This is a genomic window from Micromonospora sp. PRAS1 (assembly GCF_059553435.1).
Genome location: NZ_JCANNB010000012.1, coordinates 108,364 through 132,927 on the forward strand (window position 1 = coordinate 108,364; position 24,564 = coordinate 132,927).

The following is a 24,564-nucleotide window of genomic DNA, read 5'->3' on the forward strand; positions in this document are numbered from 1 at the left end:
ATGACCGGAACGAACCGCCGACCCGACACCATCGTCCTCATCCACGGCCTCTGGGTCACTCCCCGGAGTTGGGCCGACTGGGTGGCCTACTACGAGGCCAAGGGATTCACCGTGCTGGCACCCGCCTATCCCGGCTTCGAGATCGAGGTCGAGGCACTGCGCGCCAACCCCGAGATCATCGCGAACCTGACGGTCCCCGAGACCGTGGACCACCTCGCCAGCGTCGTCGAGTCGGTTGCCACGCCGCCGATCATCATCGGCCACTCGTTCGGTGGCATTCTGACCCAGCTCCTGCTGGCGCGTGGCCTCGGAGCGGCCGGTGTGGTCATCGACTCCGCACCCACCGAGGGCGTACGGGTGCAGCCGTTGTCCCAGGCGCGGTCCCTGTTCCCGGCTCTGAAGAATCCCGCCAACCGCAAGCGGGCGGTTGGCTTCACCCCGAAGGAGTTTCACTACGCCTTCACGAACACGCTGACCGAGGAGGAGTCCCAGCAGGTCTGGGAGCGGTACGCGATTCCCGCCCCCGGGCACTGGATCTTCGAGTACGGCCTGTTCGCCAACTTCAAGCCGGGCCATCAGGACACCTGGGTCGACTACGACGCCGACCGGGCGCCGCTGCTGTTCATCGCCGGGGAGAAGGACCACATCATGCCGCCGTCGGTGAACAGGTCCAACGCCCGGCACTACCACCGTTCACCCGCCGTCACCGACTACCAGGAACTGGCCGGCCGCGACCACTGGACCTGCGGCGCGCCCGGCTGGGAAGCGGTCGCCGATCTCGCCCTGGACTGGGCGCTCGACCACGCCCGCACCGACCAGCCTTGGCGCACCTCGTCAGCCTGATCTGTTTCGCCTTGAGCGCTGAACAACAGTCACATCGACAGGAAAGGCAACACGATGACGCAGAAGGCCACCCGTCGCACCGTACTCGCTGGATCCGCAGCAGTCGTCGCGTCCGGCGCGTTCGGGCCGGGATCACCGGCGTTTGCCGGCGGAGGCGGCAACACCGCGAAGCCGACAGTCGTGCTCGTGCACGGTGCGTTCGCCGACGCATCCGGCTGGAACGAGGTGACCCGCCGCCTGCTTGGCAGCGGGTACCCCGTGCTGGCCCCGGCCAACCCATTGCGCGGACTGGCCTCGGACGCCGCGTACCTGGCGAGCATCCTCGCCACCATCAGCGGTCCGATCGTCCTGGTCGGGCACTCCTACGGCGGGATGGTCATCACCAACGCCGGTGCCGACAACCCGAGCGTCCGGGCGCTCGTCTACGTCGCTGCCTTCGCCCCGGACCAGCACGAGACGGTGCAGTCGTTGCAGACGCGCTTCCCGGGAAAGCTCAGCCCACAGGCGTTGGATTTCCGTCCGTACGCGTTGCCGGATGGCACGGCCAGCGTCGACGGCTATGTCAAGGCGGCGCTGTTCCGGGACATCTTCGCCGGTGACCTGCCTCGTAGCACCACTGACGTCATGGCGGCGACGCAGCGTCCGGGCGACGTTCACACGCTCGACGAGCCATCCGGCGTGCCGGCCTGGAGGCGTGTTCCGTCGTGGTATCTGATCGCCCGCGACGACAACCTCATTCCGGTCGCTGGGCAGCGATTCATGGCCCAGCGGGCCAATGCGTCCATCATGGAGGTCCGAGCCTCGCACGTCGTGATGATGTCGCAACCCCGGGCCACCGCCGAACTGATCGCGCGAGCCGCCAAGCATTGACGGTCCGCCCGGCCCTGGTCGTCGGGCTCGTCGTCTCCGGCCTGGGCTTCGCCGTGGTCCACGGGTCGACCGACCTCTGGCTCTCCGGTTACTACACGGCGGTCGGCATCAGCACCGGCCTGATGGCCATCATCAGCCGCGGTATCGAGGCGCCGGTTGCCTTCCACGTCGCCAACAACGTCCTGTTCACGACCGTCAACACGCTGGTGGCCGACGGGGAGGCGACCGGCCCACCGACTCCGGTGACGCGTCCCTGCTGATCCTCGGCGCCGTCAACATCGCCATGGTGGTGCTGGTCTGGCTGCGCGAGCGGCGACCATGGGCACCGCGTACGACTCGGCTCATGCGTTTGTGAGTTCCCTGCGGTGCGCGCGGTTGGCGGCGATCAGTTCGTCGAGGACCGCCCGAGTCCGGATCAGGTCCTCGATGTGCCGGTCGAGCCGATCCCGTTCCTGACGCATCCGCTCCAGGGCCGCCTCGGAGGTGTCGGCACTCGGCGACTCGACACAGGGCAGCAGGTCGACGATCGTCCGACTGCTCAGGCCGGCGGAGAACAGTCGCTGGATGAAGAGGATCCGCTCGACCTGACCCTCCAGGTAGCGGCGGTGGCCGCTCGGGCTGCGCAGACTGGTCAGCAGCCCCTGCTCTTCGTAGTAGCGCAGGGATCGCACGCTGACCCCGGTGCGGGCGGCGAGTTCGCCGATCCTGATGGTCGCGGTCATCGCTGCCTCCCGTGCTCAACCTAACGTCCGTGTGAGGTTCAGTCTATCGGCCTGTCGGCAGGCGACCAGCGCTCACGGACCATCGTGACGAGCGTCGATGGCGGCCATGTCGGGCTCGGCATGGCGATCGCCGGACGCTGGGGCCAGGTTGTTCAGCCGGGCGATCTGGCTGGCGCTCAGTCGGATGCTGTCGGCGGCGCAGTTCTCCTCGAGCCGGTCGAAGCGCCTGGTGCCCGGGATGGGCGCGATGCCCTCGCCTTGCGCGAGGAGCCAGGCCAGGGCGATCTGCGCGGGCGTGGCACCCACCTCGTCGGCGACGTCGCGGACCTCGTCGACTATGCGCAGGTTGCACGTGAGGTTGCCCCCGGTGAACCGGGGATTGGTGCGCCGCCAGTCGGTGGCGTCCAGGCCGTCGAGCGAGCGGATGTCGCCGGTGAGGAAGCCATGCCCGAGCGGCGAGTAGGGCACCAGGCCGATACCGAGTTCCCGCAGCGCGGGCAACACGTCGGCTTCGGGGTCGCGGGTCCACAGTGAGTACTCCGTCTGGACGGCAGCCACCGGATGGACCGCGTGCGCCCGTCGGATCGTCGTCACCGATGCCTCGGAGAGCCCGATGTGGCGCACTTTGCCCGCGGTGACAAGGTCGCGTAGCGCTTCCGCCGTCTCCTCGATGGGGGTCTCGCGGTCGACCCGGTGCTGGTAGTACAGGTCGATGTGATCGGTGCCGAGCCGCCGCAGCGAACCTTCCACGGCAGCGCGGATGGTGGCCGGGGTGCTGTCCGGTCCCGGTCTGCCGCTATGGGAGACGAGGCCGAACTTGGTGGCCAGGACGACCTCGTCCCGGCGGCCTCTGATCGCGCGACCCACCAGCTCCTCGTTGACGTACGGCCCGTACACCTCGGCGGTGTCCAGATGCGTGACGCCGAGGTCCAGAGCGCGCCGAATGGTACGGATCGACCCGGCCTCGTCGCGGCCGGCGCCGGTATAGAACGCGGACATCCCCATGGCACCGAGGCCGATGCGCGAGACCTCGAGCCTGCCCAGCGATGTGGTGTGCATCCGGTGGTCCTTCCTCAGTAGGTTTTGCCGACCCTCCCGACAAACTTGACGTTTCAAGTTCTACACACTCAAACTTGAGTCGTCAACAAATGGCTTGTATCGTTGACGCTCATGACCAAGAAGGAGGCGGGGAAGCCCACCGGACCCGTTGCCGGAACGCGGTGGTTGAGCGACGACGAGCGGGCGGCATGGTTGGCCAACTCCGCGCTCATGATCAGCCTGCCGGCCGCCCTGGACGCGCGGATGCAACGTGAGTCCCAGCTGACCTTCTTCGAGTACATGGTGCTCTCGGTGCTCTCCGAGGAGTCGGACCGCACGATGCAGATGAGCCGCCTCGCCGCACGGACGGCGGCCTCGTTGTCCCGCCTGTCACACGTCGTCGGACGGCTGGAGAAGAGCGGACTGCTCGCGCGGGCCCGGATCCCCGGCCGGGGCAGAGCGACAAACGCGATCCTGACCGAAGCCGGCTACGAGGTGGTCGTGGCCGCGGCGCCCGGACATGTCACGGCGGTCCGCGAGTACCTGATCGACCAGCTCGAACCCCACGAACTGGCAACGTTGACGCGCATCGGCGCCGCGGTCGCGGCCGCCGTCAACCGCGCCCCTGCGCCGTCAGCGACATCCGCGCCGTAGCCGCTGGCGAGGTGGCCGAGTTCGAGCAGATCGGCAAGTCGCGCTCCGGTTTGCGGCGTTCCATGGTGATCCTGCCCTCGTTTTACCGTTCCGCGGTGGCTATTGGTGCAACGATGCAAGGCGTGGGAACTGTGAAGACTGCGACGCCCGTCATCTCGCCCCTTTCCGGCGAGCCGATCAAGCGTGCCGACGCCGAGCGGCTCGCGGGAGTGCTGAAGGCTTTCGCCGATCCGGCCCGGCTGCGACTGCTCAGTCTGATCCAGTCGGCCCCGGAGGGGGAAGCGTCGGTCAGTGACCTTACCGCGCCCCTCGGGCTTTCTCAGCCGACGGTGAGTCACCACCTTCGGATCCTCACCGAGGCCGGCCTGCTGGAGCGCGAGAAGCGCGGCGTCTGGGCGTACTACCGGCTCGTGCCGTCCGCCATCGCCGCGATCGCTGACCTGTTGACGCCACCGCGCAAGCGGGCAACAAAGAAGACTCGCTGACCTGTGCCGTCGGTGCCGCAGTTCGGCACGCGTTCCTTGCAGCCAGGCTCAGAAGATCGGTCTGACGTGACCGCACCTAATCCAGGTCTGTCGAACGGCTAAGTTTTTCCCACCTTGCCAGGTCCGACCGCAGCAGTTCGTGGTGGGCGGTGATGTGGTCGACCGAGTCGTTGCCGAGCGCCAACCGCAGCGGTGGCTCAGCGCTGTCGAGCACCTTCAGTATGGCCCGTGCCGCCTTTGCCGGGTCGCCTGGCTGAGTGCCGTCCATGGCGTCGACTGCGGCGCGGGTGGACGCCGTTGACACGGCGTATTCCTCAATAATCCGCGATCTGTGCATCCGGTGGCCGCCGAATTCGGTCCGGAACGCTCCTGGTTCCACGATCAATACCCGGATGCCGAACGGTGCGACCTCCGCCGCCAGCGCCTCCGACAGGCCCTCAAGCGCGAACTTCGCCGAGCAGTACGCTCCGAAGCCCGGCATGCTCAACTGCCCGCCCATCGAGCTGAGCTGGATGATCGCTCCGCTGCGCTGGGCGCGCATGTGCGGCAGGGCGGCTTTGGTCACCGCGACAGCACCGAAGAACATCACGTCCATCAAGGCCCGCAGGTCGGCAAGGTCGAGTTCCTCGACGGCGCCGACGCTGCCGTGGCCGGCGTTGTTCACCAGCACGTCGAGCCGGCCGAACTCGGCGATCGTCCGTTCGACCGCGGCAACCACCTGCGCATCGTCGGTGACATCAAGCGGCGCCGTCCGCGCCCGACCTCGTCCGAGGGTGATGAGATCCGCCAGCCGGTGCGGTTGGCGCGCGGTGGCCATCACCCGGTCTCCGGCGGCGAGGGCCGCCAACACCAGCTCCCGACCGAATCCGGCCGAAGCGCCCGTGATCAGCCACACCCGGCCCGTCTCCGTCATCGTCACGATCGCTCCCGCCTGCGTCGTCCACATCTCGGAACTACCTTGCCCAACCGTCCCGAGACACCGCCAACACAGCCTTCCTTCAGCGGTTACAGTCTGAGCCTGTGACCGTCGAGTTGCGGCAACTGCGATACTTCGTCGCCGTGGCGGAGCACCTCAGCTTCAGCCGCGCTGCGGAACACCTGAACCTGGCTCAACAATCGCTGTCACAGCAGATCAGAGCCCTCGAACGCGGTCTCGGCGTGCGCCTGTTCGACCGCGATACCCGCGGCACCCGGCTGACCGCCGCCGGACAGGTGTTCCTACCGGAAGCACGCGTCGTCCTCGCCCGCTTCGACACTGCCGTCGTAGTCGTGCAGCGCGCTGGCCGCGGTGAGATGGGCCGCCTCAACCTGGCATTTCTCACCTCGACCGCCAACTACATGCTGCCGCCGGTCGTGCGAGCCATGCGTGAGCGGTTCCCCGACCTCGAACTGACGACGTACAACGTCCCGATCGATGAACTCGTCGCCGGCCTGCGTACAGGGCGCTTCGACGCCGCATTCACCCGCCCGCCGCTGGTCGCCGACCTGGCGACCCGAGCACTGGCGGTCGAACCGGTCTGCGCGGTACTACCCGCCGGGCACCGACTCGCCACCCGCGACGTACTGCACCTGGCCGACCTTGCCGCCGAGAACTGGGTGCTCACCCCGCGAGAGTCGTGGCTGCCCTGGCACGCCAAGTACGACCGGGACTTCGCCGCCGCCGGATTCACCCCAAGAGTCGTCCAACGCGCCGCCGGCGTACCGAATCTGCTCGGCCTCGTCGCCGCAGGCGTCGGAGTGACCCGCCTCGCCCGCTCGGCCCGCAGCATCCGACGCACCGGGGTCGTGTTCGTGCCGCTGGCCGATGAACACGCCGAGACCGTCGTCGCATGGATGCCCAACCGGGAAGAACCGGTACTGCGAAACCTCCTCGACGTCACCGCGACCTTGACGGGAACGGCCGACCTCACCATCGAGGGCTGAGCATTGAGCTGCCACCTCAACGTCCGCTCATCGGCCAGCTCCGCTGGCCGCCCGGCGGGATCGAAGCTCGTGGTCGGTGAGCCGGTCGGCCGGCTCGAGCCGGCACTCACGTGCGGAGCGTCTGCCCGAGCCGGCGCCGGTGTCCTGCGTCCGTCTCTACTCTCAGCCGTTCGACACGGGGGACTTCGGGGGCTCGACCGCGGTGAGGCCACCGTCCACGGGGACAACGGCCCCGTTCACGTACGAGCCGCCTGGACTGGCGAGGAAGGCGATCACCTCGGCGACATCCTCCGGTTGGGCAACGCGGCGCAGCGGGATGAGGGGGATGTACCTGTCCAGATACTCGACCGGCGCGCTTGTGTAGACCGGTCCGGGTGCGACGGCGTTGACGCGTACGCCGGACGGGCCGTACTCGGCGGCCCAGGCGCGGGTCAGGGAGTCCACCGCTCCCTTGGTGGCGGCGTAGACCGCGTTGTAGAAGTCTCCGAGTCTGGCTGACCCGCTGCTGACGTTGATCACGCTGCCGCTGCCCCGCTCGGCCATCTTCGGTGCCAGGGCGGCGGTCAGCAGGTAGACCGCCCGCGCTACGCCGCCGGCCCGGCGTCGTACGGTGTCGAGGCGGTGGCCGAGCCCACCGCCCGCCGGGTGGCCACGGTGTTCCTCCACGGCGCGGTCCGCAGCAGCACCCTGCCGGGCTACCCGACGGGGTGCCTGAGCCTGCGGGCCTCCCTGATCGGCGGCGAGGACACGCGGGTGATCCGCGACCTGCTGGCCTCGTGGCGCGACGAGACCAGCGCCCTGTTGAGTGGGCGCTTCCGGCGGGCCGTCGACGAGGGTGACCTGCCCGCGGAGACCGACCCGGCGCTGCTGGCAAGGTACGTCATGACGATCGGCAACGGCGTCGCGGTGCAGGCTGCCGGCGGCGCCGACCGCGCCGACCTTGAGCTGATCGTCGACGCCGTCCTGCAGAACTGGCCGCCCGCGCTGTCGCAGGGGCGAGAAGAACGGTAGCGGGCGGACGACGACCGGTCGGTCGGCGGGGCGCGGGGAATCGCCTCCTGCGGTTTTTCCTCGGTTTCTGGAAGGGGTGTCGGCGCGATACGTCGCCGAAACCGTCAGTTCGATAGAACGTGTGTCGAACTGGCAATTCCTGGCCGAGGTGGGAGCGATGAATCCAAATCACGGCAATCCGTACGGCCGAGGAGATGACTGACATGACCACTGTCACCCGGCCGGTCGCGGCGGACGAAGCCGATCGTGCGACACCCGTACGGCGACGCAGACCCCGCTGGGGCGCCGCAGCCGGCGTCGTCGTCCTGCTCGGCACGGCCGGCTTCCTGGGCGCTACGCAGGTCTTCGACGTCGGCGCGCCGGCCAAGCCGGCGTCCATCGACAGCGGCGCGCCCAGCAGCACGGTGCAGATCACCAGGCAGCGACTCACCTCGCAGACCCGGGTGAACGGCACGCTGGGATATGCGGGGGCCTTCGACATCGTCAACACCGCTCAGGGCACCGTCACCAAAATGCCGTCCGAGGGTCAGGTAGTGGCGCGCGGCAAGGCGCTCTACCGGGTCGCCGACAAGCCGGTGGTGCTGCTCTACGGCTCCACGGTGCCGCTCTACCGGCCGCTGTCCTGGGCCATGAAGGGCTCCGACGTCCGCCAGCTGAACGCCGAACTGGTGGCGCTGGGCTATGCCGACAAGGAGAACCTGGACCCGGACTCCGAATACTTCGGGGCCGCCACCTACTACGGCCTGCTGCGTATGCAGAAGGCGCTGGGTATGGACCGGGACGGCACGCTCGACCCGGCCGACGCGATCTTCCTCAGCGCCAAGAAGATCCGGATCACCAAGACCAGCGGTAAGCGGGGCGCGTCCGCGCCGGCCGGGACCATCATGCAGGCCACGTCGACGGACCGGCACGTCACGGTCGCCCTGGAGGCGGCGCAGGCGTCCACCGTCAAGCGCGGTGACAGCGTGATCGTGACCCTGCCCAATCTGAAGAACACCCCCGGCAAGGTGAGGCACATCGGCGCCGTCGCGAAGAAGTCGGACTCCGGCTCGCTCACCATCGACGTCCACATCTCGCTGAACAGGCCCGGCGACGTCGACTCGCTCGATCAGGCGCCGGTCCAGGTGGCGATCAACAGCGGCAGTGTGGACGACGCGTTCGCGGTGCCGGTCAACTCGCTGCTCGCGCTGGCCGGCGGCGGGTACGCGGTGGAGATGGTGCAGACCGACGGCACGCACACCCTGGTGCCGGTCGAGCTCGGGCTCTTCGACGACGGCGCGGGGCTGGTCCAGATCATCGGCGACGGCATCGAAGCCGGTCAGTCAATCGTGGTGCCGGCGTCATGACGAGCGTGGCCTGGCAGACGGGCGACCGGATCGGCGCCGGCGTGGACGGAGACGGGTTTCCCCGTACTCCGGTGCTGGAGCTGGCCGGAGTCCGCAAGACCTACCCGGGCGCGACGCCGGTGACCGCGCTGGACAGCGTCGACTTCACCATCTACCGCGGTGAGCTGGTGGCCATCGTCGGCCCGTCGGGCTCCGGCAAGTCGACCCTGCTGCACGTGATGGGCACCCTGGACCGGCCGAGCGCGGGCAGCGTACGGGTCGTCGGCAGCGATGCCGCGCGCATGTCCGACCGTGACCTCGCGTTGCTGCGGGCCACCCGGATCGGTTTCGTGTTCCAGCAGTTCTTCCTCGCCGAGCACGCCACGGCGCTGGAGAACGTGGCCGACGGCCTGCTCTACTCCGGGGTGCGCCGGTCGTACCGCAACGCTGCCGCGGCCAAGGCGCTTACCCGCGTTGGCCTGGCCCACCGGTTGGACCATCGGCCCTCGCAGCTCTCCGGCGGCGAGCGGCAGCGCGTCGCCATCGCCCGCGCGCTGATCGGCAACCCGGACATCCTGCTCGCCGACGAGCCGACCGGAAACCTGGACAGCAACGCGGCTGCGGCGATCTTCCAGCTGCTGCGGGAACTGCACGACGACGGTGCCACGATCGTCGTGATCACCCATGACCGGGACCTGGCCGCCCGGCTGCCACGCCGGATCGAGGTGCTCGACGGGCACATCGTGGCGGACGTGGAACAGGACGTCACCGGGCACATTGATTCGCAGGTGACCGGCGCCCGGGCACAGCATCGCGAGGAGGAGTCATGAGGGCGACCGGCAGCGGTCGGCTGCGGCTGTCCGATCTCGCCCGGGTCGCCAGCGTCGGGTTGCGCAGCCGGCGGATGCGGGCGGCGCTCTCGGCGCTCGGCATCGCCATCGGGGTGGCCGCCATGGTCGCGGTCCTGGGCCTGTCGGCGTCGTCGCAGGCCGGGCTGCTGGCGCAGATCGACCGGCTCGGCACCGACCTGCTCACGGTCAGCAACGGCACCACGCTGACCGGCACCGAGGCGAAGCTGCCGGCGGAGGCGCCCTCGATGATCGCCCGGATCGGGCCGGTCAACCAGGTGCAGTCGATCGGCGACACCGGGGCGAGCGTCTACCGCAGCCCACTGATTCCCAGCGTCAACTCGAACGGCCTGAACGTCAATGCCACCAGCCTCGACCTGCCGGCCGCGGTGAGCACCACGGTGGCACGCGGTCGGTTCCTGAACGAGGCGACGTCTCAGGAAGCGGTCGCGGTGCTCGGCGCGACCGCGGCCCGGCGGCTGGGCATCGAGCGGGTCCATCCGTCGGCGCGGATCTGGGTGGGCAACCAATGGTTCTACATCGCCGGCATTCTCAACCCCGCGGTGCTGGCACCGGAGATCGACTCCTCGGTGCTGGTCGGATATCCGGCAGCGAAGAGGTACCTGGGCTACGACGGTCACCCCTCGACCATCTACGTACGCACCGACACCGATCAGGTGAAGGCGGTGCACGGGGTGCTGGCCGCCACCGCCAACCCGCTGAATCCCAGTCAGGTCGCGGTCAGCCAACCCTCCGCAGTGCTGGTCGCCCGCGCCGCGGCGCAGTCCGCGCTGAACAGCCTGTTCCTCGGTCTCGGCGCGGTCGCCCTGCTGGTCGGCGGCATCGGGGTGGCCAACACCATGGTGATCTCGGTGTTGGAGCGGCGCTCGGAGATCGGGCTCCGCCGCGCGCTCGGCGCAACCAAGGGCCACATCCGCAACCAGTTTCTCTCCGAGGCGGTGCTGCTCTCCACACTCGGCGGGCTGCTCGGCGTCTTCGGCGGCACCATCGCCACCGCCGGCTACGCAGCCAGCAGGAACTGGCAGATCGTGGTGCCCATGCTGGCCTGGGGCGGAGGCCTGGGGGCGGCGGTGGCGATCGGTGCGGTCGCCGGCCTGCTCCCGGCGATCCGGGCCGCACGGCTGGCGCCCACCGAGGCGCTCCGCACCGGGTAGACGTACGGCCGCCGTCCTTGCCCCCACGGCGGCGGCCGTGCCCCGGCCCCTGGCGGGCTGCGGGCATCGTCCAGCGAACAAAGTGAACGGTTGGACGGCGGCGTGGCGGCCGTACGTCACGGGTGGGATCCGGGCGCGGTGATTAGGTCGATATATCCAAGAAGTTCCTATTTGTGGTAGTCGTTAGGAAAGGTGAAGATGATGGGTAGCAACACTGTTCATGGCCTCCGGTCCGGGGGGCGCCGCCGCCCAGCGGCGCTGGCCGGCCTGCTGGCCGGGCTCACCGGGTTGGTGATGCTTGCCGGCGCGTGTGGCGACAAATCCTCGGACGGTGGCCAGAACGTCGCCTCCGTGCCGAGCTCGTCGGCGGCCGCCTCCTCCGGCGTGGGCAACGCGAGCGGCGAGGGCAGCATGATCGAGTATGCGAAGTGCATGCGGGACAACGGCGTCGCGGACTTCCCGGACCCGAACGCGGACGGCAGGTTCAACCTCGACGGCAACAAGCTGGACACCAACTCGGTGCAGTTCAAGTCGGCCGATCAGGCGTGCCGGTCGAAGTTGCCACCGGCCGTGGCCAACGGCCAGGGCGCACCGCCGCCGGACGTCGCGAAGGCCACCCTGGAGTATGCAAAATGTATGCGGGAGAACGGCGTGCCGAAGTTCCCGGACCCCACGGCCGAGGGGGGTCTGAACATCAACGGCGACACTCTCGGTGTCGATCCGAACGGGCAGATCTTCCGCGACGCGGACGCCAAGTGCCAGCCGATCCTGTCCAGGGTCGCCGGCGGGCCGAAGGTCGTCGAGTCCGGCGCCCCGAGCTGACCGGGCCGGTCAGCCCGGGGCGGACTCGTTGCCGGTACGGGCGCGAGCCGGGAAGGTCACCTCCACGGTGAGCCCGCCGCCGGGGCGGGGGCGGGCCTCCAGCGTCGCGTTGTGCACCTTGGCGATCGCCTCGACGATTGACAATCCGAGCCCGAGCCCGTCGGTCTTGCGGGTGCGCGCCGCGGTCAGCCGCTGAAACGGCTGGATCATCCGGTGGATGGCGTCCTCGGTGAGCACCGGGCCGGAGTTGGCGACGGTCAGGACCGGGCGACCGGCGCGGACCTCGGTGGTGACCTCGATGTCGCCGCCCGCCACGTTGTGCCGCAGTGCGTTATCGACGAGGTTGGTGATCAACCGCTCGGCCAGCCGCGGATCGCCGGACGCCGGTGCCCCGTCGAGTCGCTCCCGTAGGCGCAGATCGAGCGCCGAGGCCTCGCCGCGCCGGACCTCGAGCGCCCGCTCGGCCAGGTCCCGCAGGTCGAACGGGCTGGTGGTGTCGAAGCCGATCTGACTGCGGGCCAGCGTCAGCATCGCCTCGATCAACCGTTCCTGCTGTTCACCGGCGGCCAGCACGCGTAGGTGCGCGGCGCGCAACGAGTCCGCGTCGGCGTCCGGGTCGGCGAGCGCGACCTGGGAGATCGACCGCTGCCGGGCCAGCGGGGAGCGCAGTTCGTGCGAGGCGTTTGCGACGAACTGGCGTTGGGCCGTGAAGGACGACTCGAGCCGGGCCAGCAGTCCGTCGAACGTGTCGCCGAGCTCCTTGAGTTCGTCGTCCGGCCCGGCAAGGGCGAGCCGCTCGTGCAGGTTGGTCGCCGAAATGGTCTGCGCGGCCGTGGTGATGGTGCGCAGGCGGGCCAGGAACCGGCCGGCGACGAACCAGCCGAGCAGCACCGAGAACGCGGCCATCCCGGCCAGCGCGACCCCGGACTGGACCAGGAGGATCCGCATCTGGTCGGACCGCTGGGCCATCGCCTGGTCGCGCAGCGAGTCGGTGTCCGGTCCGCCGGGTGGCGGGCTGGGCAACCTCGGGCTCTGCCCGTTGATCCCGCCGGCCGGGCCCAGGTCGATCGTGCCGACCAGTCCGTCTGAGCCGCGATAGCTCAGCGTGTCCTGGGTGGCGTGGTTGACCAGTACGTAGGTCGCGGCCAGCAGGCCCGCGCCGAAGAGGGTGAACAACGCGGCGAGCAGTAGCGCGAGGCGCAGCCGCAGGGTCGGTCGGGGCGGGCTGAACGCGGCGGTCAGGCGGCGGAGGGTGGGCATGGGCGAACCTCAGATCCGGTAGCCGGACTTCGCGACGGTCTGGATGATCGGCGGATCACCCAGCTTCGCCCGCAGCCGACTGATGGTGATCTTGACGGCGTGGGTGAACGGGTCGGCCGTCTCGTCCCAGACCCGCTCGAGGAGCTCCTCGGCCGAGACCACCCGTCCCTGCGCGGCCAGCAGCAGCTCCAGCACCCCGAACTGCTTCGGCGTCAGATCCAGCTCGCGTCCGTCGCGGTAGGCCACCCGTTGGGCCGAGTCGAGCAGCAGATCGCCGTGCCGCAGCTGCGGTGGGTGTGCGGGCTGGGCCCGCCGGGCGAGGGCGCTGATCCGGGCGACCAGCACCGGAAAGTCGAACGGTTTCGGCAGATAGTCGTCGGCGCCCAGGCCGAATCCCTCGACCAGGTCCTCGGTGGTGGCGGCGGCGGTGAGCATCAGCACCCGGCTGCGCCGGCCGGCCGCGATCAGACTCTTGCAGACGTCGTCGCCGTGGATGCCGGGCAGGTCCCGGTCGAGGACCACGACGTCGTAGTCGTTGGTCTCGGCGCGTTCCAGGCCGAGCGTCCCGTCGAACGCCACGTCGACGCTCATCCGCATCCGGCGTAACCCGGCCGCGATGACCTGGGCGTGTTCCTCGTCATCCTCGATGAGCAGTACCCGCACCCTGACCCCTGTCGTTGTTCTGACCGGGTTTCCCAGCCGTTTAAATGGTTCCGCGCCCCGGAGTAGGGCCCCTTTTCCAGGATGCAACACGCCCGGTGTCGTCAAGGTTTCATCCTGCGTCGTTGAAGCCGGCGGCCCCGTTCTCCGGATCCTCGCGGTCGTCCTCGGCATTGAGCTGCGCGAACATTCTTTGCCCATTTGTTTCAGTGACCGGAACGGCATTCGCGCGCCGCCGAATGCCGGCCGGCGGGGCGACGGCCCGGACCGGGTGAGCTGGTCGGAGCGGGAGTCCTGCTCCTTCTGCGGCACATCGGTGGCGTGACACCGGCAGGTCGCTGTCACGCCGGCCGGTCGTCTGGTGCTGCTGGACAGTGTGGCGGCCCGGTACGGTTATCGATGATCGCAAGGTGCGGGCGTCGGCCGGGCGACAGCGGTGGCCCGGGTGACGGACCGGGGAGGGAGCGGGTGTGGTGCAGCGGAGAGCCCTCGTGGTCCGGGGCGGGTGGGAGGGCCACCGGCCGGTCGAGGCGACGGAGTTGTTCATCCCGTTCCTCGAACGCGGCGGATACGCGGTACGGGTGGAGGGGTCGACGGAGATCTACGCCGACGCCACCGAAATGGCCGCCACCGACCTCATCGTGCAGTGCGTGACGATGTCGCAGATCACCGGGGAGCAGGCGGCCGGTCTGGCCGCGGCGGTCGTCGCCGGGACCGGTTTCACCGGCTGGCACGGCGGCATCGTCGACTCGTTCCGCGCCTGCTCGGAGTACCTGCACCTGGTGGGCGGCCAGTTCGCCACCCATCCGGGCGTTCAGCCGTGCGAGCGTGGCGGCGGGGAGAAGGACAACTTCCTGCCCCACTCGGTCAAGATCACTGAGCTCGGTCGGGAGCATCCGATCACCGCCGGGATCGAGGACTTCGACCTGGTCACCGAGCAGTACTGGGTGCTGCACGACGACCTGATCGAGGTACTGGCCACCACCACCCACCCGACGCGGGCGTGGCACCCGTGGCACCGCCCGGTCACCTCGCCGGCGATCTGGACCCGGAACTGGGGCGCCGGGCGGATCGTCGTGACGACTCCGGGGCACAGCCTCGACGTGCTGGAGCACCCCTGCGTCCGTACCGTAATCGAAAGGGGGATGGTGTGGGCGACCCGCACGGCGTCGGCATCGTAGGTCTCGGGGTCATCTCCCGCGCGTACCTGAGCACGCTCGCCAACCATCCCACCGTGCGCGTCGTCGCGGTGGCCGACCTGGACGCGGCCCGGGCGCACGCTGCCGCCGCCACGATTCCCGGCGCCGAGGCGGTGAGCGTCGAGCGACTGCTGCACCATCCCGACGTGGCGACGGTACTCAACCTGACAATTCCGGCGGCGCACGCCGAGATCTCGGGCGCGGCGATCGACGCGGGCCGGAACGTCTACGTCGAGAAGCCGCTCACCGTCACGTTCCCGGAGGGTCGGTCGATCATCGACCGGGCGGCGTCGGCCAGCGTCCGCGTCGGTTGCGCACCGGACACCGTCCTGGGCACCGGTACGCAGACCGCCCGAGCGGCGATCGACGACGGACTGATCGGGCGCCCGCTCTGGGCATCGGCCGTCATGGTCACCGCAGGACACGAGCGCTGGCACCCTGCCCCCGACTTCTACTACGCCCCGGGCGGTGGCCCACTGCTGGACATGGGGCCGTACTACATCTCGGCACTGGTCCACCTGCTCGGACCGGTCCGTGCGGTGATCGGGGCGGCCAGCCAGCTGCGTGACGCCCGGGTGATCGGCTCGGGTCCCCGGCAGGGGCAGCGGATCCCGGTCGAGGTGCCGACCCACGTGACCGGTGTGCTGGAACACGCGGGCGGCGCCCTGACCACCCTCACGACCAGCTTCGACGGTGTCGCGACGACGGCCGCACCGATCGAGGTGCACGGGGAGAGCGGCACCCTCGCCGTACCCGATCCGAACAACTTCGACGGCGAGGTCCGCCATCTCGCGCTCGACGGCCCCGGGTGGCGTGCCCTCGAACCGCGCGCCGGCTACGTCGCCGCCTCCCGCGGGATCGGCCTGATCGACCTGGTCCGGGCCGACGCGATACGTCCGCCACGGGCCAGCGGTGAGGTGGCGCTGCACGTACTCGACATCATGACCGCCCTGCTCCGTTCCGCCGCCGAGGGTCGGCGGATCGAGCTGACGACGGCTGTCGAACGTCCCGCACCCGTCCCGTTCACGCCGGCCGAGGAGTGGCAGTCAGCCCGCGCGCCCGGGTGCTGACTGCCGTCGGCGACGCGATGGGTCGGCAGGACCCGCGTCGACCAGCAACCCATGGAGGACCGATGACCCCCGACGACGAGACGTTCCTCCGGCAGGCGATCGACATCGCCGACCGGGCCGGCGCTGTTCGCCGAGGCCCGTAGGCCGATCGAGGAGCACTACTGATTACCGCACGTGGGCGTCGTCGAAGGCGATCAACCGTCCCATGAACCAGGCGGGGTCGGCCAGGTGGGGATAGTGGGTGGTGGCGGGCGCTGATTCGACGAGTGCGCCGGGGATGCGGCTGCGCAGCCAGTCCGGGTAGTCATCGGCCACGGGCAGACCGTGCAGTGACAGGTACGGGATGGGTTGTCGCGTCGGCATCAGGTTCGCCATGTACGCGGTCAGCTCCTGCGGTCCGAGGTCGAGCAGGGGTGCCCACATGCCGAGCAGGACGTCCTGGCGTATTTTCCGCCGTGCCTGGAGGTCGTCGGCGACGGCAGGGTCCAGTTTCCCGTACGACCTGGTGAAGGCCGAGGTCATGGCGTCGGCGAAGGCGTCGCCGCGCAGGGCCTGGGCCATCCGTGCCGGCACGGGCGTGACGTCGAGGCTCTGGTCGATGTTGACCACGCCGCGCGCCGGGAAGCGTGCGGCGTAGGCGGTGGCCACCACCGCGCCGTAGGAGTGCCCGACGACCAGGGGGCGTTGCGCGATGCCCAGGGTACGGACGACCTCGTGCACATCGGCGGCCATGGTCAGCGGGTCGTACGGACCCACGCGCGGGGAGTCACCGTGGCCGCGCAGGTCGACGCGGACGGTGCGGAAGTGCGCGGCCAGTGGCACCCGATCCCAGAAGTGGCGGTCCTCGGTCATGCCGTGGATCGCCAGGAGCGGGCGCCCGGTGCCGTCGACGTCATGGGCGAGGGTAATGGTCCGACCGGTCTCGGCGGTCATCGGCGGGGCTCCCAGCGGAAGAGTCGGGTGGCCAGCGCGACGGCGATGACGACCCAGCCGATCGTTGGCGCGAGCAGGAGCAGGGATTCGGTCACCGCGACGCCGCCGTTCCAGGCGTTCATTGTCAGTTCGGTGGCCGCGCCGCCGGGCAGCAGCCGCTTCAGCCAGGCGAGGTCCGCGGTGCCGCTGATGCCCACCCAACTGGCCACCGCGATCACGCCGAGGGTGACGGGCAGGGTGGTGACCTGGGCGTGTTCGGGAGAGTTGGTCAGACCAGCAGTGGCCAGGGCCAGGCCGATCATCATGGCCAGGGTCGCGAGGATCGCCGCCACGAGCAGGGCACTGTTGGCCGGTCCACCGGCGACCACGGCCAGCGCGATCAGGATCGCGGTCACCTGGATCACGGCGAGCACGGCGACGGGCAGCAGCAGGCCGGTGAGGATGCCGGCGTCGCCGGCCGCGGTGGAGCGCAGTCGTTTGAGGAAGAGATTCTGGCGCCGGGAGGCCAGGGTGGTGACGGCGGTGGCGTAGAGCCCGAACGCGGCGACGGTGAACATCACGATCGCCGCGATGTAGCCGAGGCTGCCGATGGCGGCGAAGGTCTCGTGCTGGCGTACGAAGAGGGCGGAGACGGCCACCGGAACGATGAGGCTGGTGATCAGCACCAGCCGGTTGCGGAAGATCTGGATCAGTTCGCTGGCAGCGATGGAGAACATGGCGACGCTCCTTACGGGGCAGGACGATCAGTTGTTGATGGCGCGGAACACGTCGTCGAGTCGGGTCGGCCCGGCCTGCAGGTCCCGCAACTGGACCGCCTGGTCCTCTGCCCACCGCAGCAGCAGGTACAGGTCCTTCTGGAGGGCGAAGGTCTCCACCAGGACCTTTCCGTCGGCGTCGACCGTGGCCGGCAGCGGCAGCGGCAGCGACGGCGCCGGCGCGGGGAGGGAGAACCGGATCACCGCAGGCAGGGTGCGGGTCAGCTCGGAGACGGTGCCCTCGCGGTGGAGGCTGCCCTGGTGCATCAGCCCGATCCGGTCGGCGCGTTGCTGCGCCTCCTCAAGGTAGTGGGTGGTGAGCACGATGGACGCGCCGTTCTCGCGGAGCCGGTCCACCGTCGCCCAGACCGCGTCGCGGGACTGGATGTCCAGGCCGGTGGTCGGCTCGTCGAGGAAGATCAGCTCCGGGGTGCCGTAGACGGCGGTGGCGAAGTCCAGCCGCCGTTTCTCGCCGCCGGAGAGCTGGGACACCTGCCGGCCGGCCCGGTCGGTCAGGCCGACGACGTCGAGCACCCGGTCGACGTCGTCCGTACGCCCGCTGAGCCGGCCGATCAGGCCGACGGACTCGCGGACCGTGAGGTCCGGGGAGAACCCGCTCTCCTGGAGCATGACACCCATCCGGGGCCGGACCGCGCGCCGGTCCTGCGGGTCGTGCCCGAAGACGCGTACGGTGCCGGAGGTCGGCCTCCGGTGCCCCTCGACAACCTCCAGGGTCGAGGTCTTCCCGGCCCCGTTGGTACCGAGCAGCGCGTAGAGCTCCCCGGGTCGTACCTCGAAGGAGAGATCCTTGACCGCGTGGAAGTCGCCGTAGGTGAGGTTCAGCCGGTCGACCTCGATGATTGGTGTGGTGGACATGCACCCATGACAGCGCGGACGTAGCCGGCCCGCCAGTGGCGCGGTGTCACGGCCGCACGTGACGTGGTGTCACTGGTCGCGGCCGGTGGCTGCCGGATAATGGGGTGGTGACGGCGAGATCACCGCGTTTCACCGAGTCGACGCAGGGACGGCTGCGCCGGCTCAGTCTTGCCACGTCACTGCCGCCCGTGGTGGTCGCCGCGGTGATCCTGTTGTACGTCGACGCCCATGCCTGGTGGCACATCGCCATCCTGGCGCCGGGTGCCGTGGCGGCCGTGGTGGCCTTCGAACGGTGGACGGCCGACGACCTGGCCCGGTTCGCGCTGCCCTGCTTGATCGTCGGGGCGGCGGTGTGGCCGGCGGGGGTGCTGGTGACCGGTAGCCCCAACGCCTACTGGGGCGTCTGCGCCGTGGGTTCCCTCGCCCTGCGCGAGGTGCGGCGACATCGGGCGCTGACGATTGCCGGCCTGTTCACCTACGTAGCCGCCGTCGGCGCGGCGCGGCTGCTGGTGGAGCGGGACGACGTAGGCGAGGTGTTGCGCGTGTACGTCCTCGTCCCGACGGTTCTCACCGTCCTGGTGACTGTTTTCACGGTGCTGGGCGAGCGCTTCTACGACCTGATCCGGGAACTCGAACAGACCCGGGAACGCGCGGCGGAGCTGGCCGTGGTGCGGGAACGTGTCCGGTTCGCCAGCGACCTGCACGACATTCAGGGCCACACCCTGCACGTGGTCAAGCTGAAGATCGCCCTGGCCCAGCGACTGCTGTCCCGCGACACCGAGCGGGCGGAGAAGGAACTGCGGGAGACGTACGCGCTGGTCAGTGACACCATCGCGCAGACCAAGGAACTCGCGTACGCCCAGCGACGACTCAACCTCACCGCGGAGATCGAGAACGCGAAGAACCTGTTCGAGGCCGCGGGCATCCGGGTGCGGGTAACCCGGGAGGCCGAGGTCGACGCCCGCGCCAGCGAACTGCTCGGCCAGGTGCTGCGGGAGACCACCACAAACATCCTGCGCCACGCACAGGCCACCCAGGTGCAGATCACCCTGGCCGAGGCGGGAATAACAATCGTCAACGACGGGGTGAGCGCCGCCACGCTCCCCGAGCTTCGAGGGCTGGCGGCACTCAGGCAACGGCTCGCGGGCGACGGAGGTGAGCTGACCGTGGAACAGACCAACGGGCGGTTCCTGACGGCTGCGGTCATTCCGCCGGCTCGGGTGGGTGTGGCCCCGACAGCATCGGAGGATGCCGGCAGATGACGACAATCGTGCTCGCCGACGACGAGGTGCTGCTGCGCACGGCCCTGGCCGCGCTACTGCCGATGGAGGGCGACATCACCGTCCTCGCCGAGGCGTCCGACGGCCAGACGGCCGTCGAGGCCACCCTGCGGCACCGGCCCGACGTGCTGGTCATCGACCTGGAGATGCCGGGCATGGACGGACTCGAGGCGGTCGAGCAGATCCGCCACGCGCGCCCGGAGCAGCTGGTCCTCATGCTGACCCGGCACGCCCGCCCCGGCGTGCTGCGCAAGGCGTTGAAGCTCGGCGTCCAGGGCTTCGTCAGCAAGTCCGCCGAGCCGGCCCACATCACCTCGGTCATCGCCACCCTGCACGCGGGTAAACGCTGGATCGACCCGGACGTGTCCGCGCTCGCCGTCACCGAGGACTGCCCCCTCACCGACCGCGAGGCCGACGTGCTGCGGGTCACCGGCGAGGGCTACTCGGTCGCCGACATCGCCGCCCGGCTCCACCTCGCGCCGGGCACCGTCCGCAACTACCTCTCCAACGCCATGCGCAAGACCCAGACCCGAACCCGCCACGAAGCGGCGCGCTACGCCCGCGAACACGACTGGCTGTGAGAGCGGAGATCCAGCGGATCCTCGCGCCATGCTCGGCCAGCCTCGCCATGCGCGGCCAGGTCGATACCGGCGTATTCAGGCTATCGACGTGTTGGACCGCGGCCAGTGTCGCCATGTCACACGGGGCGGTGACGTGGCGGCACTGACGCGATGCCGCGCGGGCCGCTGTCATCGAGGAGGTCCGCCTCGGCTACGGATTCAGAACCGACCTGGTCTCTGATCCCGGCTGAGCCAGTGGCCAACGCAACGAGGGACAGGAGACCTGGACGTGCATCGAAGAAGTGGCATCGCCCTGATGGGGATGGTCGGCATGGTCGGCGCACTGGCCGCGGTCATCCCGGCGACTGCCGGAGAGCCGAGGGCAGGGAAACCGACGGCGGGTCTGCAGTGGGCGGCGTGCCCGGAGGACGTGGTGGTGCCGCCCGTGGTGCAGGCGGCACTGCAGTGCACGACGGTGCCGGTTCCGCTGGACTATGCCGACCCGGACGGTACCCAGATCGAGATCATGGTGTCGCGGATCGCGAGCACGAAGCCGGAGAAGCGGCGCGGCGTGCTGATGTTCAACCCGGGCGGGCCGGGCGGCACCGGGCTGGACCAGCCGGGGTTCCTGGCCGGCCAGGGACTGCCGGCCAGTGTGATGGACGCCTATGACCTGATCGGCATGGACACCCGGGGGGTGGGGCATTCGGCGCCGGTGAGCTGCGGCTTCACCGCCGACGACGCCTACTGGGCCAACATCCCGCCGTACGCGCCAGACGACGCGGCGGTGACCCGGCAGGCGGAGATCGCCGAGGAGGTCGCCGCCCGGTGTGCGGAGAACGACACCGAGGGGCGGCTGCGGCACCTGACGACCGCCAACATGGCTCGTGACCTGGACCGGATCCGGGCCGCGCTCGGCGCGGAGAAGGCCAGCTTCTACGGGGCGTCCTACGGCTCGGCGCTGGGTGCGGCGTACGTCTCGATGTTCCCGGAGAGCACCGACCGGGTCGTGCTGGACAGCAACCTCGGCGACACCCATCTCGACCGTGCCGGTCTGCGCCGGTTCGCGCTCGGCATGGAGCAGACGTTCCCCGACTTCGCGACGTGGGCGGCGGCACGACACGACTCCTACGGGCTGGGCCGCACGCCGCAGCAGGTGCGCAGGACCTACTTCACCATCGCCGAACGTCTCGACGAGACGCCGACACCCGACGGACTCACCGGCCCCATCTTCCGGTTCCTCACCTTCGGCCACCTCTACCACGAGAGGCAGTACGGAAGCCTCGCGCGGATCTGGCAGTCGTACCTGGACCCCGGCCAGGCGCCGCGGGCGACGGCGGCAACGCCCAGTCCTACGGACAACGCCTTCACGGTGTTTCTCGCCGTGACCTGCAACGATGTCGAGTGGCCCGAGGACGTGGACAGCTACCGGCGGGCGGTCGCGCAGGACCGCGAGCGGTTCCCGCTGTTCGGTGCGGCCAGCGCCAACATCACTCCGTGCGCCTTCTGGAAGTACGAGCCGGCCGAGCCGCCCGTCAAGATCTCGGATGAGGGCCGGCGCAACGTGCTGATTCTGCAGAACCGGCAGGACCCGGTCACCCCGTTGGCGGGTGGCAAGCTGCTGCGCGAGAAGTTCGGGCAGCGGGCCCGGCTGGTGACCGCCAACGAGAGCGGGCACGGCGTCTACGTGCTGAGCGGCAACGCCTGTGCCTTGAACCTCACCACGTCGTACCTGGTGGAGGGGACGATGCCGGCCAGGGACACGACCTGCCGGGGCGACTGACCTCGAACCGGAGCAGCCGAGGGCCCGGAACAGCCCAGTTCCGCGCCCTCGGCGCCGAGGTGTCAGCGCTGGCTCCGACGGGCTTAACTGTTAGGGGACGTGGTGGCCGGCTCGACCGACGAAGACCTCCTCTTGTTCATCCTCAACAGCACCCCGGTGCTCGACGGCGAGCCGCGCGATCTTCTCGCCGATCCGTCGCCGGCCCGCTCGGCCCTGCGGGAGTTCGGCGGCACCGGCACCCCCGATGAACTGGCGGCCGTCCGATCCGCCCGCCCCCTGCTCCAGGGCGTCACCCGTGGTGAGCTGACGGCCGACTCTCTCGCGCCGCTGCTGGCGGAGGCCTGCCAGATCCCCCACCTGACGGCCACGCGACTCGACTGGTCGTTGACGGCTCCACCCGATCAGCGGTGTGTGGTCCGAGCGGTGATCACCTGGGCCGGCCTGCGCGAGGCCGCCTCCGGCCCTGTGCGAACGACGAGTGCCGCCTCTTCCTGGTCGACCGCAGCCGGGCGAACACCGCCCGCTGGTGCTCGATGGCGACCTGCGGAAACCGCCTCAAGGCCCGTCGGCACTACCGGCGAACACGAACAGATTCCTGACCGGGGTCGCCGGACGCCTCGTCCCTGGCGCCCAGATGTCGGGATGTTGGCGGATGTGGTCCACCCAGCGGCCGGGGATGGTCAGCGCGTCGTCCACCGGGCCTGTGGTGCTCTGGGCATAGCCACCGAAGGTGATCGTGTCGACGCGTGGTTGTCCTGCGATGAGGTTGATGGTCGTGATCAGGGTGCTGGATGGCTGCCCGGCGATGGGTAGACAGGTCACGATCCGACCGTCGGGGGTCAGCTGGTCCACCCACGCGCGGGGGAGTCGTGGCGGTGTACACCAGGCCACGACCCGCTGGTAGGGGGCGTGCGGCGGGTAGCCGGCCAGGCCGTCGGTGGCATGGCATGTGATGGTGCTCAGGCCGCGTTGGCGGTGCAACCGGACGGCCCAGCCCACCAGGTGGTCGCTGATGTCGACGCTTGTCACGCGACCGGAAGGCCCGGCCAGGGCGGCCAGCAACGCGCCGGAGTATCCAGTGCCGGTGCCGATCTCCAGCACGCGCGCCCCGTCAGCTACGTCGAGGGCGATCACCTCGCGGTGGATGGACTCGGTGGCGGAGCGGTGCAGGGTCTCACCGCGATGCTCGTTGTGGACGTAGTAGGGCTCGGGCACGCCGCCGAACACGGATGCGTGGCTCACCGTGGCGGTCCCCCCGCTGTGGTCAGCTCAACGTGAAGGTGACGTCGTCGACGTCGAAGGCCGTGACTCCGTTGCCGGCCGTCTCGCTGGCGAGGAAGCTGACCGTCGCGGTGCGCTCGGTCGGCGCCGTACCCGTCGACATGGAGTACTGCCGCCACTGCGACCCGCCGTCGAAGGCCAGCGAGAACCTCGTCTTCGGCAGCGTCCCGGTGACCGCCAACCCGACGTTGAGGTAGTCGCCACGGCTGATCTCCGTGGTGGTGGTCCGGACCCAGAAGCGGATCGTCAGGTCGCAGTCGGCCGGCACCGTGACGGTGGTACGCAGCAGGTCGGTACGCGTCACGTCCAGCCCGGCGAAGGCGGCATACGCGCGGCCGGTGTGTGCGGGCCGGGCCGCGTCGCCGAGCACGACGATGCGGGGGCCGGCAGTCCAGCCGGTGGTGCCGCGCTCGAACCCCGGGTTCGCGTGGATCTGCCCGCCGCAGGGGGCGTCGGCCGCCGGCCGGCTGTGGGGTGCGCTGGCGGTGGCCAGGAGCAGCAGGGCGGCAGCCGAGGCGGCGGTGACGAGGGCCTTCATCAGTCCTCCCCGTGTCGAAACATCTGAGGTTGTCGATGTAACTTGACGATGCGCGCTGGCGGTCGGCGCGTCAAGCCCTTCCCAGCGTCAGCCGGGCGCGCCGGCCCATGCAGTGGGCTCGCTGACCCGAACTCTGGCCGGGGTCTCAGCTTCCTGCCGCTGCGGCCTGTGCGTCCCACATGCTGACGACCACGGCGAAGACGAAGAGCTGCAACGCGGTCGTGAGGCCCGGCAGCTCGATGGCGACATCGCCGCGCCAGACGCTTGTCTTCCGGACCGAGCCCACCCGGGTGTCGCCGAGGATCAGTTCCTCCTCGCCACTCCACACGGACTTACGCCGGAACTGGTAGGTCTCTCCGCCCGCCTCGACGCTCCACCGCTTGCGGCCCACCCGGTCGGCCGAGGCGACAAGGGTTCCCGCGTCGTCGACCATCGTGTACTTGTTGCCCCACGCGTTGGAGCGGACCTGATAGCGTCGCCCGTCCAGCTCGAACTCGCCACCGCTCTTCCACACCGAGCTGTCCCACACCGCGATCTCACGGCCTCGATCCGTCACGCGGTAGCGGTTCCGCCAGACGCTGACCCTCTGAGCCTCCATGCCACCAGAGTAGGCAGTTTCCGACAGCTGCTTCCGAAAGTGGCGAGGTCAGGCG

Annotated in this window: 30 protein-coding genes; 17 read left to right on the plus strand and 13 right to left on the minus strand. The window is 69.8% G+C overall.

Features of this window, described 5'->3' with window-relative positions:
- From AC507J_RS13920 to AC507J_RS13930, 3 genes are read left to right on the plus strand one after another with little or no spacing between them, the layout of a single operon-like run.
- Positions 1 to 843: an alpha/beta hydrolase gene (locus tag AC507J_RS13920; RefSeq protein WP_496289559.1), complete on the plus strand. Its 843-nt coding sequence runs from the start codon at positions 1 to 3 to the stop codon at positions 841 to 843.
- A gap of 54 nt (positions 844 to 897) precedes the next feature.
- Positions 898 to 1,713: an alpha/beta fold hydrolase gene (locus AC507J_RS13925; protein WP_496289560.1), complete on the plus strand. Its 816-nt coding sequence runs from the start codon at positions 898 to 900 to the stop codon at positions 1,711 to 1,713.
- Positions 1,710 to 1,973 carry a CPBP family glutamic-type intramembrane protease gene (locus AC507J_RS13930; RefSeq protein WP_496289561.1) on the plus strand — a complete coding sequence of 88 codons (264 nt, stop codon included), beginning with the start codon at positions 1,710 to 1,712 and terminating at the stop codon, positions 1,971 to 1,973. The genes AC507J_RS13925 and AC507J_RS13930 overlap by 4 nt, the downstream gene beginning before the upstream one ends.
- An 81-nt stretch (positions 1,974 to 2,054) precedes the next feature.
- On the opposite strand, the gene AC507J_RS13935 is transcribed toward AC507J_RS13930, so the two are convergent.
- Positions 2,055 to 2,423 carry a MerR family transcriptional regulator gene (locus AC507J_RS13935; protein ID WP_496289640.1) on the minus strand — a complete coding sequence of 123 codons (369 nt, stop codon included), beginning with the start codon at positions 2,421 to 2,423 and terminating at the stop codon, positions 2,055 to 2,057.
- A gap of 84 nt (positions 2,424 to 2,507) precedes the next feature.
- Positions 2,508 to 3,494, minus strand: a complete 987-nt coding sequence (locus tag AC507J_RS13940; protein WP_496289562.1) for an aldo/keto reductase — start codon at positions 3,492 to 3,494, stop codon at positions 2,508 to 2,510.
- A gap of 111 nt (positions 3,495 to 3,605) precedes the next feature.
- Here AC507J_RS13940 and AC507J_RS13945 point away from each other — a divergent pair, with 111 nt between their 5' ends.
- Positions 3,606 to 4,127, plus strand: a complete 522-nt coding sequence (locus tag AC507J_RS13945; protein ID WP_496289563.1) for a MarR family winged helix-turn-helix transcriptional regulator — start codon at positions 3,606 to 3,608, stop codon at positions 4,125 to 4,127.
- Positions 4,128 to 4,240: 113 nt separating this feature from the next.
- Complete coding sequence (locus AC507J_RS13950; RefSeq protein ID WP_496289641.1) at positions 4,241 to 4,612, plus strand: ArsR/SmtB family transcription factor; 372 nt, start codon at positions 4,241 to 4,243, stop codon at positions 4,610 to 4,612.
- A gap of 76 nt (positions 4,613 to 4,688) precedes the next feature.
- Here the strand turns inward: AC507J_RS13950 and AC507J_RS13955 are convergent, their stop codons facing one another.
- Positions 4,689 to 5,558, minus strand: a complete 870-nt coding sequence (locus AC507J_RS13955) for an oxidoreductase (RefSeq protein WP_496289564.1) — start codon at positions 5,556 to 5,558, stop codon at positions 4,689 to 4,691.
- Positions 5,559 to 5,632: 74 nt separating this feature from the next.
- Here AC507J_RS13955 and AC507J_RS13960 point away from each other — a divergent pair, with 74 nt between their 5' ends.
- Positions 5,633 to 6,535 (plus strand): LysR family transcriptional regulator, encoded by a 903-nt coding sequence (locus AC507J_RS13960; protein ID WP_496289565.1) that lies wholly within the window; start codon positions 5,633 to 5,635, stop codon positions 6,533 to 6,535.
- A 162-nt stretch (positions 6,536 to 6,697) separates the two neighbouring features.
- Here the strand turns inward: AC507J_RS13960 and AC507J_RS13965 are convergent, their stop codons facing one another.
- A complete protein-coding gene (locus tag AC507J_RS13965) occupies positions 6,698 to 7,201 on the minus strand; it encodes an SDR family NAD(P)-dependent oxidoreductase (protein WP_496289566.1) in 504 nt (167 codons plus the stop codon).
- Between AC507J_RS13965 and AC507J_RS13970 the strand changes: the two genes are divergently transcribed.
- The 5 genes from AC507J_RS13970 to AC507J_RS13990 all read left to right on the plus strand — a co-directional run bounded on the left by AC507J_RS13970 (position 7,190) and on the right by AC507J_RS13990 (position 11,716).
- Entirely contained in the window at positions 7,190 to 7,546 is a 357-nt protein-coding gene (locus AC507J_RS13970; RefSeq protein ID WP_496289567.1) for a TetR family transcriptional regulator C-terminal domain-containing protein, read from the plus strand. The genes AC507J_RS13965 and AC507J_RS13970 overlap by 12 nt on opposite strands.
- 203 nt (positions 7,547 to 7,749) lie before the next feature.
- The gene (locus AC507J_RS13975; protein ID WP_496289568.1) at positions 7,750 to 8,892 is read left to right on the plus strand and encodes a peptidoglycan-binding protein; all 1,143 of its coding nucleotides are present in this window, start codon (positions 7,750 to 7,752) and stop codon (positions 8,890 to 8,892) included.
- Between the two features lie 71 nt (positions 8,893 to 8,963).
- The gene (locus tag AC507J_RS13980; protein ID WP_496289642.1) at positions 8,964 to 9,701 is read left to right on the plus strand and encodes an ABC transporter ATP-binding protein; all 738 of its coding nucleotides are present in this window, start codon (positions 8,964 to 8,966) and stop codon (positions 9,699 to 9,701) included.
- Positions 9,698 to 10,894, plus strand: a complete 1,197-nt coding sequence (locus AC507J_RS13985) for an ABC transporter permease (RefSeq protein ID WP_496289569.1) — start codon at positions 9,698 to 9,700, stop codon at positions 10,892 to 10,894. The genes AC507J_RS13980 and AC507J_RS13985 overlap by 4 nt, the downstream gene beginning before the upstream one ends.
- A 201-nt stretch (positions 10,895 to 11,095) precedes the next feature.
- Positions 11,096 to 11,716: a hypothetical protein gene (locus AC507J_RS13990; protein WP_496289570.1), complete on the plus strand. Its 621-nt coding sequence runs from the start codon at positions 11,096 to 11,098 to the stop codon at positions 11,714 to 11,716.
- Between the two features lie 9 nt (positions 11,717 to 11,725).
- Here AC507J_RS13990 and AC507J_RS13995 read toward each other — a convergent pair whose 3' ends face one another.
- Together AC507J_RS13995 and AC507J_RS14000 are read right to left on the minus strand one after the other, a co-directional pair.
- A complete protein-coding gene (locus AC507J_RS13995; RefSeq protein ID WP_496289571.1) occupies positions 11,726 to 12,976 on the minus strand; it encodes a sensor histidine kinase in 1,251 nt (416 codons plus the stop codon).
- Positions 12,977 to 12,985: 9 nt separating this feature from the next.
- Entirely contained in the window at positions 12,986 to 13,639 is a 654-nt protein-coding gene (locus AC507J_RS14000; RefSeq protein ID WP_496289572.1) for a response regulator transcription factor, read from the minus strand.
- A gap of 467 nt (positions 13,640 to 14,106) precedes the next feature.
- Here AC507J_RS14000 and AC507J_RS14005 point away from each other — a divergent pair, with 467 nt between their 5' ends.
- On the plus strand, positions 14,107 to 14,817 hold the full coding sequence (locus AC507J_RS14005; RefSeq protein WP_496289573.1) for a ThuA domain-containing protein: 711 nt from the start codon (positions 14,107 to 14,109) through the stop codon (positions 14,815 to 14,817).
- Positions 14,787 to 15,905 (plus strand): Gfo/Idh/MocA family protein, encoded by a 1,119-nt coding sequence (locus AC507J_RS14010; RefSeq protein ID WP_496289574.1) that lies wholly within the window; start codon positions 14,787 to 14,789, stop codon positions 15,903 to 15,905. Before AC507J_RS14005 ends, AC507J_RS14010 begins: the two co-directional genes overlap by 31 nt.
- Before the next feature lie 165 nt (positions 15,906 to 16,070).
- Here AC507J_RS14010 and AC507J_RS14015 read toward each other — a convergent pair whose 3' ends face one another.
- From AC507J_RS14015 to AC507J_RS14025, 3 genes are read right to left on the minus strand one after another with little or no spacing between them, the layout of a single operon-like run.
- Positions 16,071 to 16,838, minus strand: a complete 768-nt coding sequence (locus AC507J_RS14015) for an alpha/beta fold hydrolase (protein WP_496289575.1) — start codon at positions 16,836 to 16,838, stop codon at positions 16,071 to 16,073.
- A complete protein-coding gene (locus tag AC507J_RS14020) occupies positions 16,835 to 17,554 on the minus strand; it encodes a hypothetical protein (protein WP_496289576.1) in 720 nt (239 codons plus the stop codon). The genes AC507J_RS14015 and AC507J_RS14020 overlap by 4 nt, the downstream gene beginning before the upstream one ends.
- A 27-nt stretch (positions 17,555 to 17,581) precedes the next feature.
- Positions 17,582 to 18,469 (minus strand): ABC transporter ATP-binding protein, encoded by an 888-nt coding sequence (locus tag AC507J_RS14025; RefSeq protein WP_496289577.1) that lies wholly within the window; start codon positions 18,467 to 18,469, stop codon positions 17,582 to 17,584.
- Between the two features lie 107 nt (positions 18,470 to 18,576).
- Here AC507J_RS14025 and AC507J_RS14030 point away from each other — a divergent pair, with 107 nt between their 5' ends.
- From AC507J_RS14030 to AC507J_RS14040, 3 genes are all read left to right on the plus strand, one after another.
- Positions 18,577 to 19,731, plus strand: a complete 1,155-nt coding sequence (locus AC507J_RS14030; protein WP_496289578.1) for a sensor histidine kinase — start codon at positions 18,577 to 18,579, stop codon at positions 19,729 to 19,731.
- Positions 19,728 to 20,330 (plus strand): response regulator transcription factor, encoded by a 603-nt coding sequence (locus AC507J_RS14035; protein ID WP_496289579.1) that lies wholly within the window; start codon positions 19,728 to 19,730, stop codon positions 20,328 to 20,330. The genes AC507J_RS14030 and AC507J_RS14035 overlap by 4 nt, the downstream gene beginning before the upstream one ends.
- A 268-nt stretch (positions 20,331 to 20,598) precedes the next feature.
- Positions 20,599 to 22,092, plus strand: a complete 1,494-nt coding sequence (locus tag AC507J_RS14040; RefSeq protein ID WP_496289580.1) for an alpha/beta hydrolase — start codon at positions 20,599 to 20,601, stop codon at positions 22,090 to 22,092.
- 90 nt (positions 22,093 to 22,182) lie between these two features.
- On the opposite strand, the gene AC507J_RS14045 is transcribed toward AC507J_RS14040, so the two are convergent.
- Entirely contained in the window at positions 22,183 to 22,449 is a 267-nt protein-coding gene (locus AC507J_RS14045; RefSeq protein ID WP_496289581.1) for a hypothetical protein, read from the minus strand.
- 50 nt (positions 22,450 to 22,499) lie between these two features.
- On the opposite strand from AC507J_RS14045, the gene AC507J_RS14050 reads away from it, so the two are divergent.
- Complete coding sequence (locus AC507J_RS14050) at positions 22,500 to 22,691, plus strand: CGNR zinc finger domain-containing protein (RefSeq protein WP_496289582.1); 192 nt, start codon at positions 22,500 to 22,502, stop codon at positions 22,689 to 22,691.
- On the opposite strand, the gene AC507J_RS14055 is transcribed toward AC507J_RS14050, so the two are convergent.
- The 3 genes from AC507J_RS14055 to AC507J_RS14065 all read right to left on the minus strand — a co-directional run bounded on the left by AC507J_RS14055 (position 22,648) and on the right by AC507J_RS14065 (position 24,509).
- Positions 22,648 to 23,334, minus strand: coding sequence for a protein-L-isoaspartate O-methyltransferase family protein (locus AC507J_RS14055; RefSeq protein WP_496289583.1), 687 nt, complete (start codon positions 23,332 to 23,334; stop codon positions 22,648 to 22,650). The two genes, AC507J_RS14050 and AC507J_RS14055, sit on opposite strands and share 44 nt — an antisense overlap.
- Positions 23,335 to 23,356: 22 nt before the next feature.
- The gene (locus AC507J_RS14060) at positions 23,357 to 23,911 is read right to left on the minus strand and encodes a hypothetical protein (RefSeq protein WP_496289584.1); all 555 of its coding nucleotides are present in this window, start codon (positions 23,909 to 23,911) and stop codon (positions 23,357 to 23,359) included.
- A gap of 145 nt (positions 23,912 to 24,056) precedes the next feature.
- Positions 24,057 to 24,509, minus strand: coding sequence for an LURP-one-related/scramblase family protein (locus tag AC507J_RS14065; protein ID WP_496289585.1), 453 nt, complete (start codon positions 24,507 to 24,509; stop codon positions 24,057 to 24,059).
- Positions 24,510 to 24,564 lie beyond the last annotated feature (55 nt).

What these genes read in the sequence shown, in the direction of transcription:
- AC507J_RS14020 (WP_496289576.1), bottom strand. Translation starts at nt 17,554, where the DNA reads ATGTTCTCCATCGCTGCCAGCGAACTGATCCAGATCTTCCGCAACCGG.
- AC507J_RS14025 (WP_496289577.1), bottom strand. Translation starts at nt 18,469, where the DNA reads ATGTCCACCACACCAATCATCGAGGTCGACCGGCTGAACCTCACCTAC.
- AC507J_RS13940 (WP_496289562.1), bottom strand. Translation starts at nt 3,494, where the DNA reads ATGCACACCACATCGCTGGGCAGGCTCGAGGTCTCGCGCATCGGCCTC.
- AC507J_RS14035 (WP_496289579.1), top strand. Translation starts at nt 19,728, where the DNA reads ATGACGACAATCGTGCTCGCCGACGACGAGGTGCTGCTGCGCACGGCC.
- AC507J_RS13955 (WP_496289564.1), bottom strand. Translation starts at nt 5,558, where the DNA reads ATGTGGACGACGCAGGCGGGAGCGATCGTGACGATGACGGAGACGGGC.
- AC507J_RS14015 (WP_496289575.1), bottom strand. Translation starts at nt 16,838, where the DNA reads ATGACCGCCGAGACCGGTCGGACCATTACCCTCGCCCATGACGTCGAC.
- AC507J_RS14060 (WP_496289584.1), bottom strand. Translation starts at nt 23,911, where the DNA reads ATGAAGGCCCTCGTCACCGCCGCCTCGGCTGCCGCCCTGCTGCTCCTG.
- AC507J_RS13950 (WP_496289641.1), top strand. Translation starts at nt 4,241, where the DNA reads ATGCAAGGCGTGGGAACTGTGAAGACTGCGACGCCCGTCATCTCGCCC.
- AC507J_RS13945 (WP_496289563.1), top strand. Translation starts at nt 3,606, where the DNA reads ATGACCAAGAAGGAGGCGGGGAAGCCCACCGGACCCGTTGCCGGAACG.
- AC507J_RS14065 (WP_496289585.1), bottom strand. Translation starts at nt 24,509, where the DNA reads ATGGAGGCTCAGAGGGTCAGCGTCTGGCGGAACCGCTACCGCGTGACG.
- AC507J_RS13990 (WP_496289570.1), top strand. Translation starts at nt 11,096, where the DNA reads ATGGGTAGCAACACTGTTCATGGCCTCCGGTCCGGGGGGCGCCGCCGC.
- AC507J_RS13920 (WP_496289559.1), top strand. Translation starts at nt 1, where the DNA reads ATGACCGGAACGAACCGCCGACCCGACACCATCGTCCTCATCCACGGC.
- AC507J_RS13975 (WP_496289568.1), top strand. Translation starts at nt 7,750, where the DNA reads ATGACCACTGTCACCCGGCCGGTCGCGGCGGACGAAGCCGATCGTGCG.
- AC507J_RS13925 (WP_496289560.1), top strand. Translation starts at nt 898, where the DNA reads ATGACGCAGAAGGCCACCCGTCGCACCGTACTCGCTGGATCCGCAGCA.
- AC507J_RS13995 (WP_496289571.1), bottom strand. Translation starts at nt 12,976, where the DNA reads ATGCCCACCCTCCGCCGCCTGACCGCCGCGTTCAGCCCGCCCCGACCG.
- AC507J_RS13985 (WP_496289569.1), top strand. Translation starts at nt 9,698, where the DNA reads ATGAGGGCGACCGGCAGCGGTCGGCTGCGGCTGTCCGATCTCGCCCGG.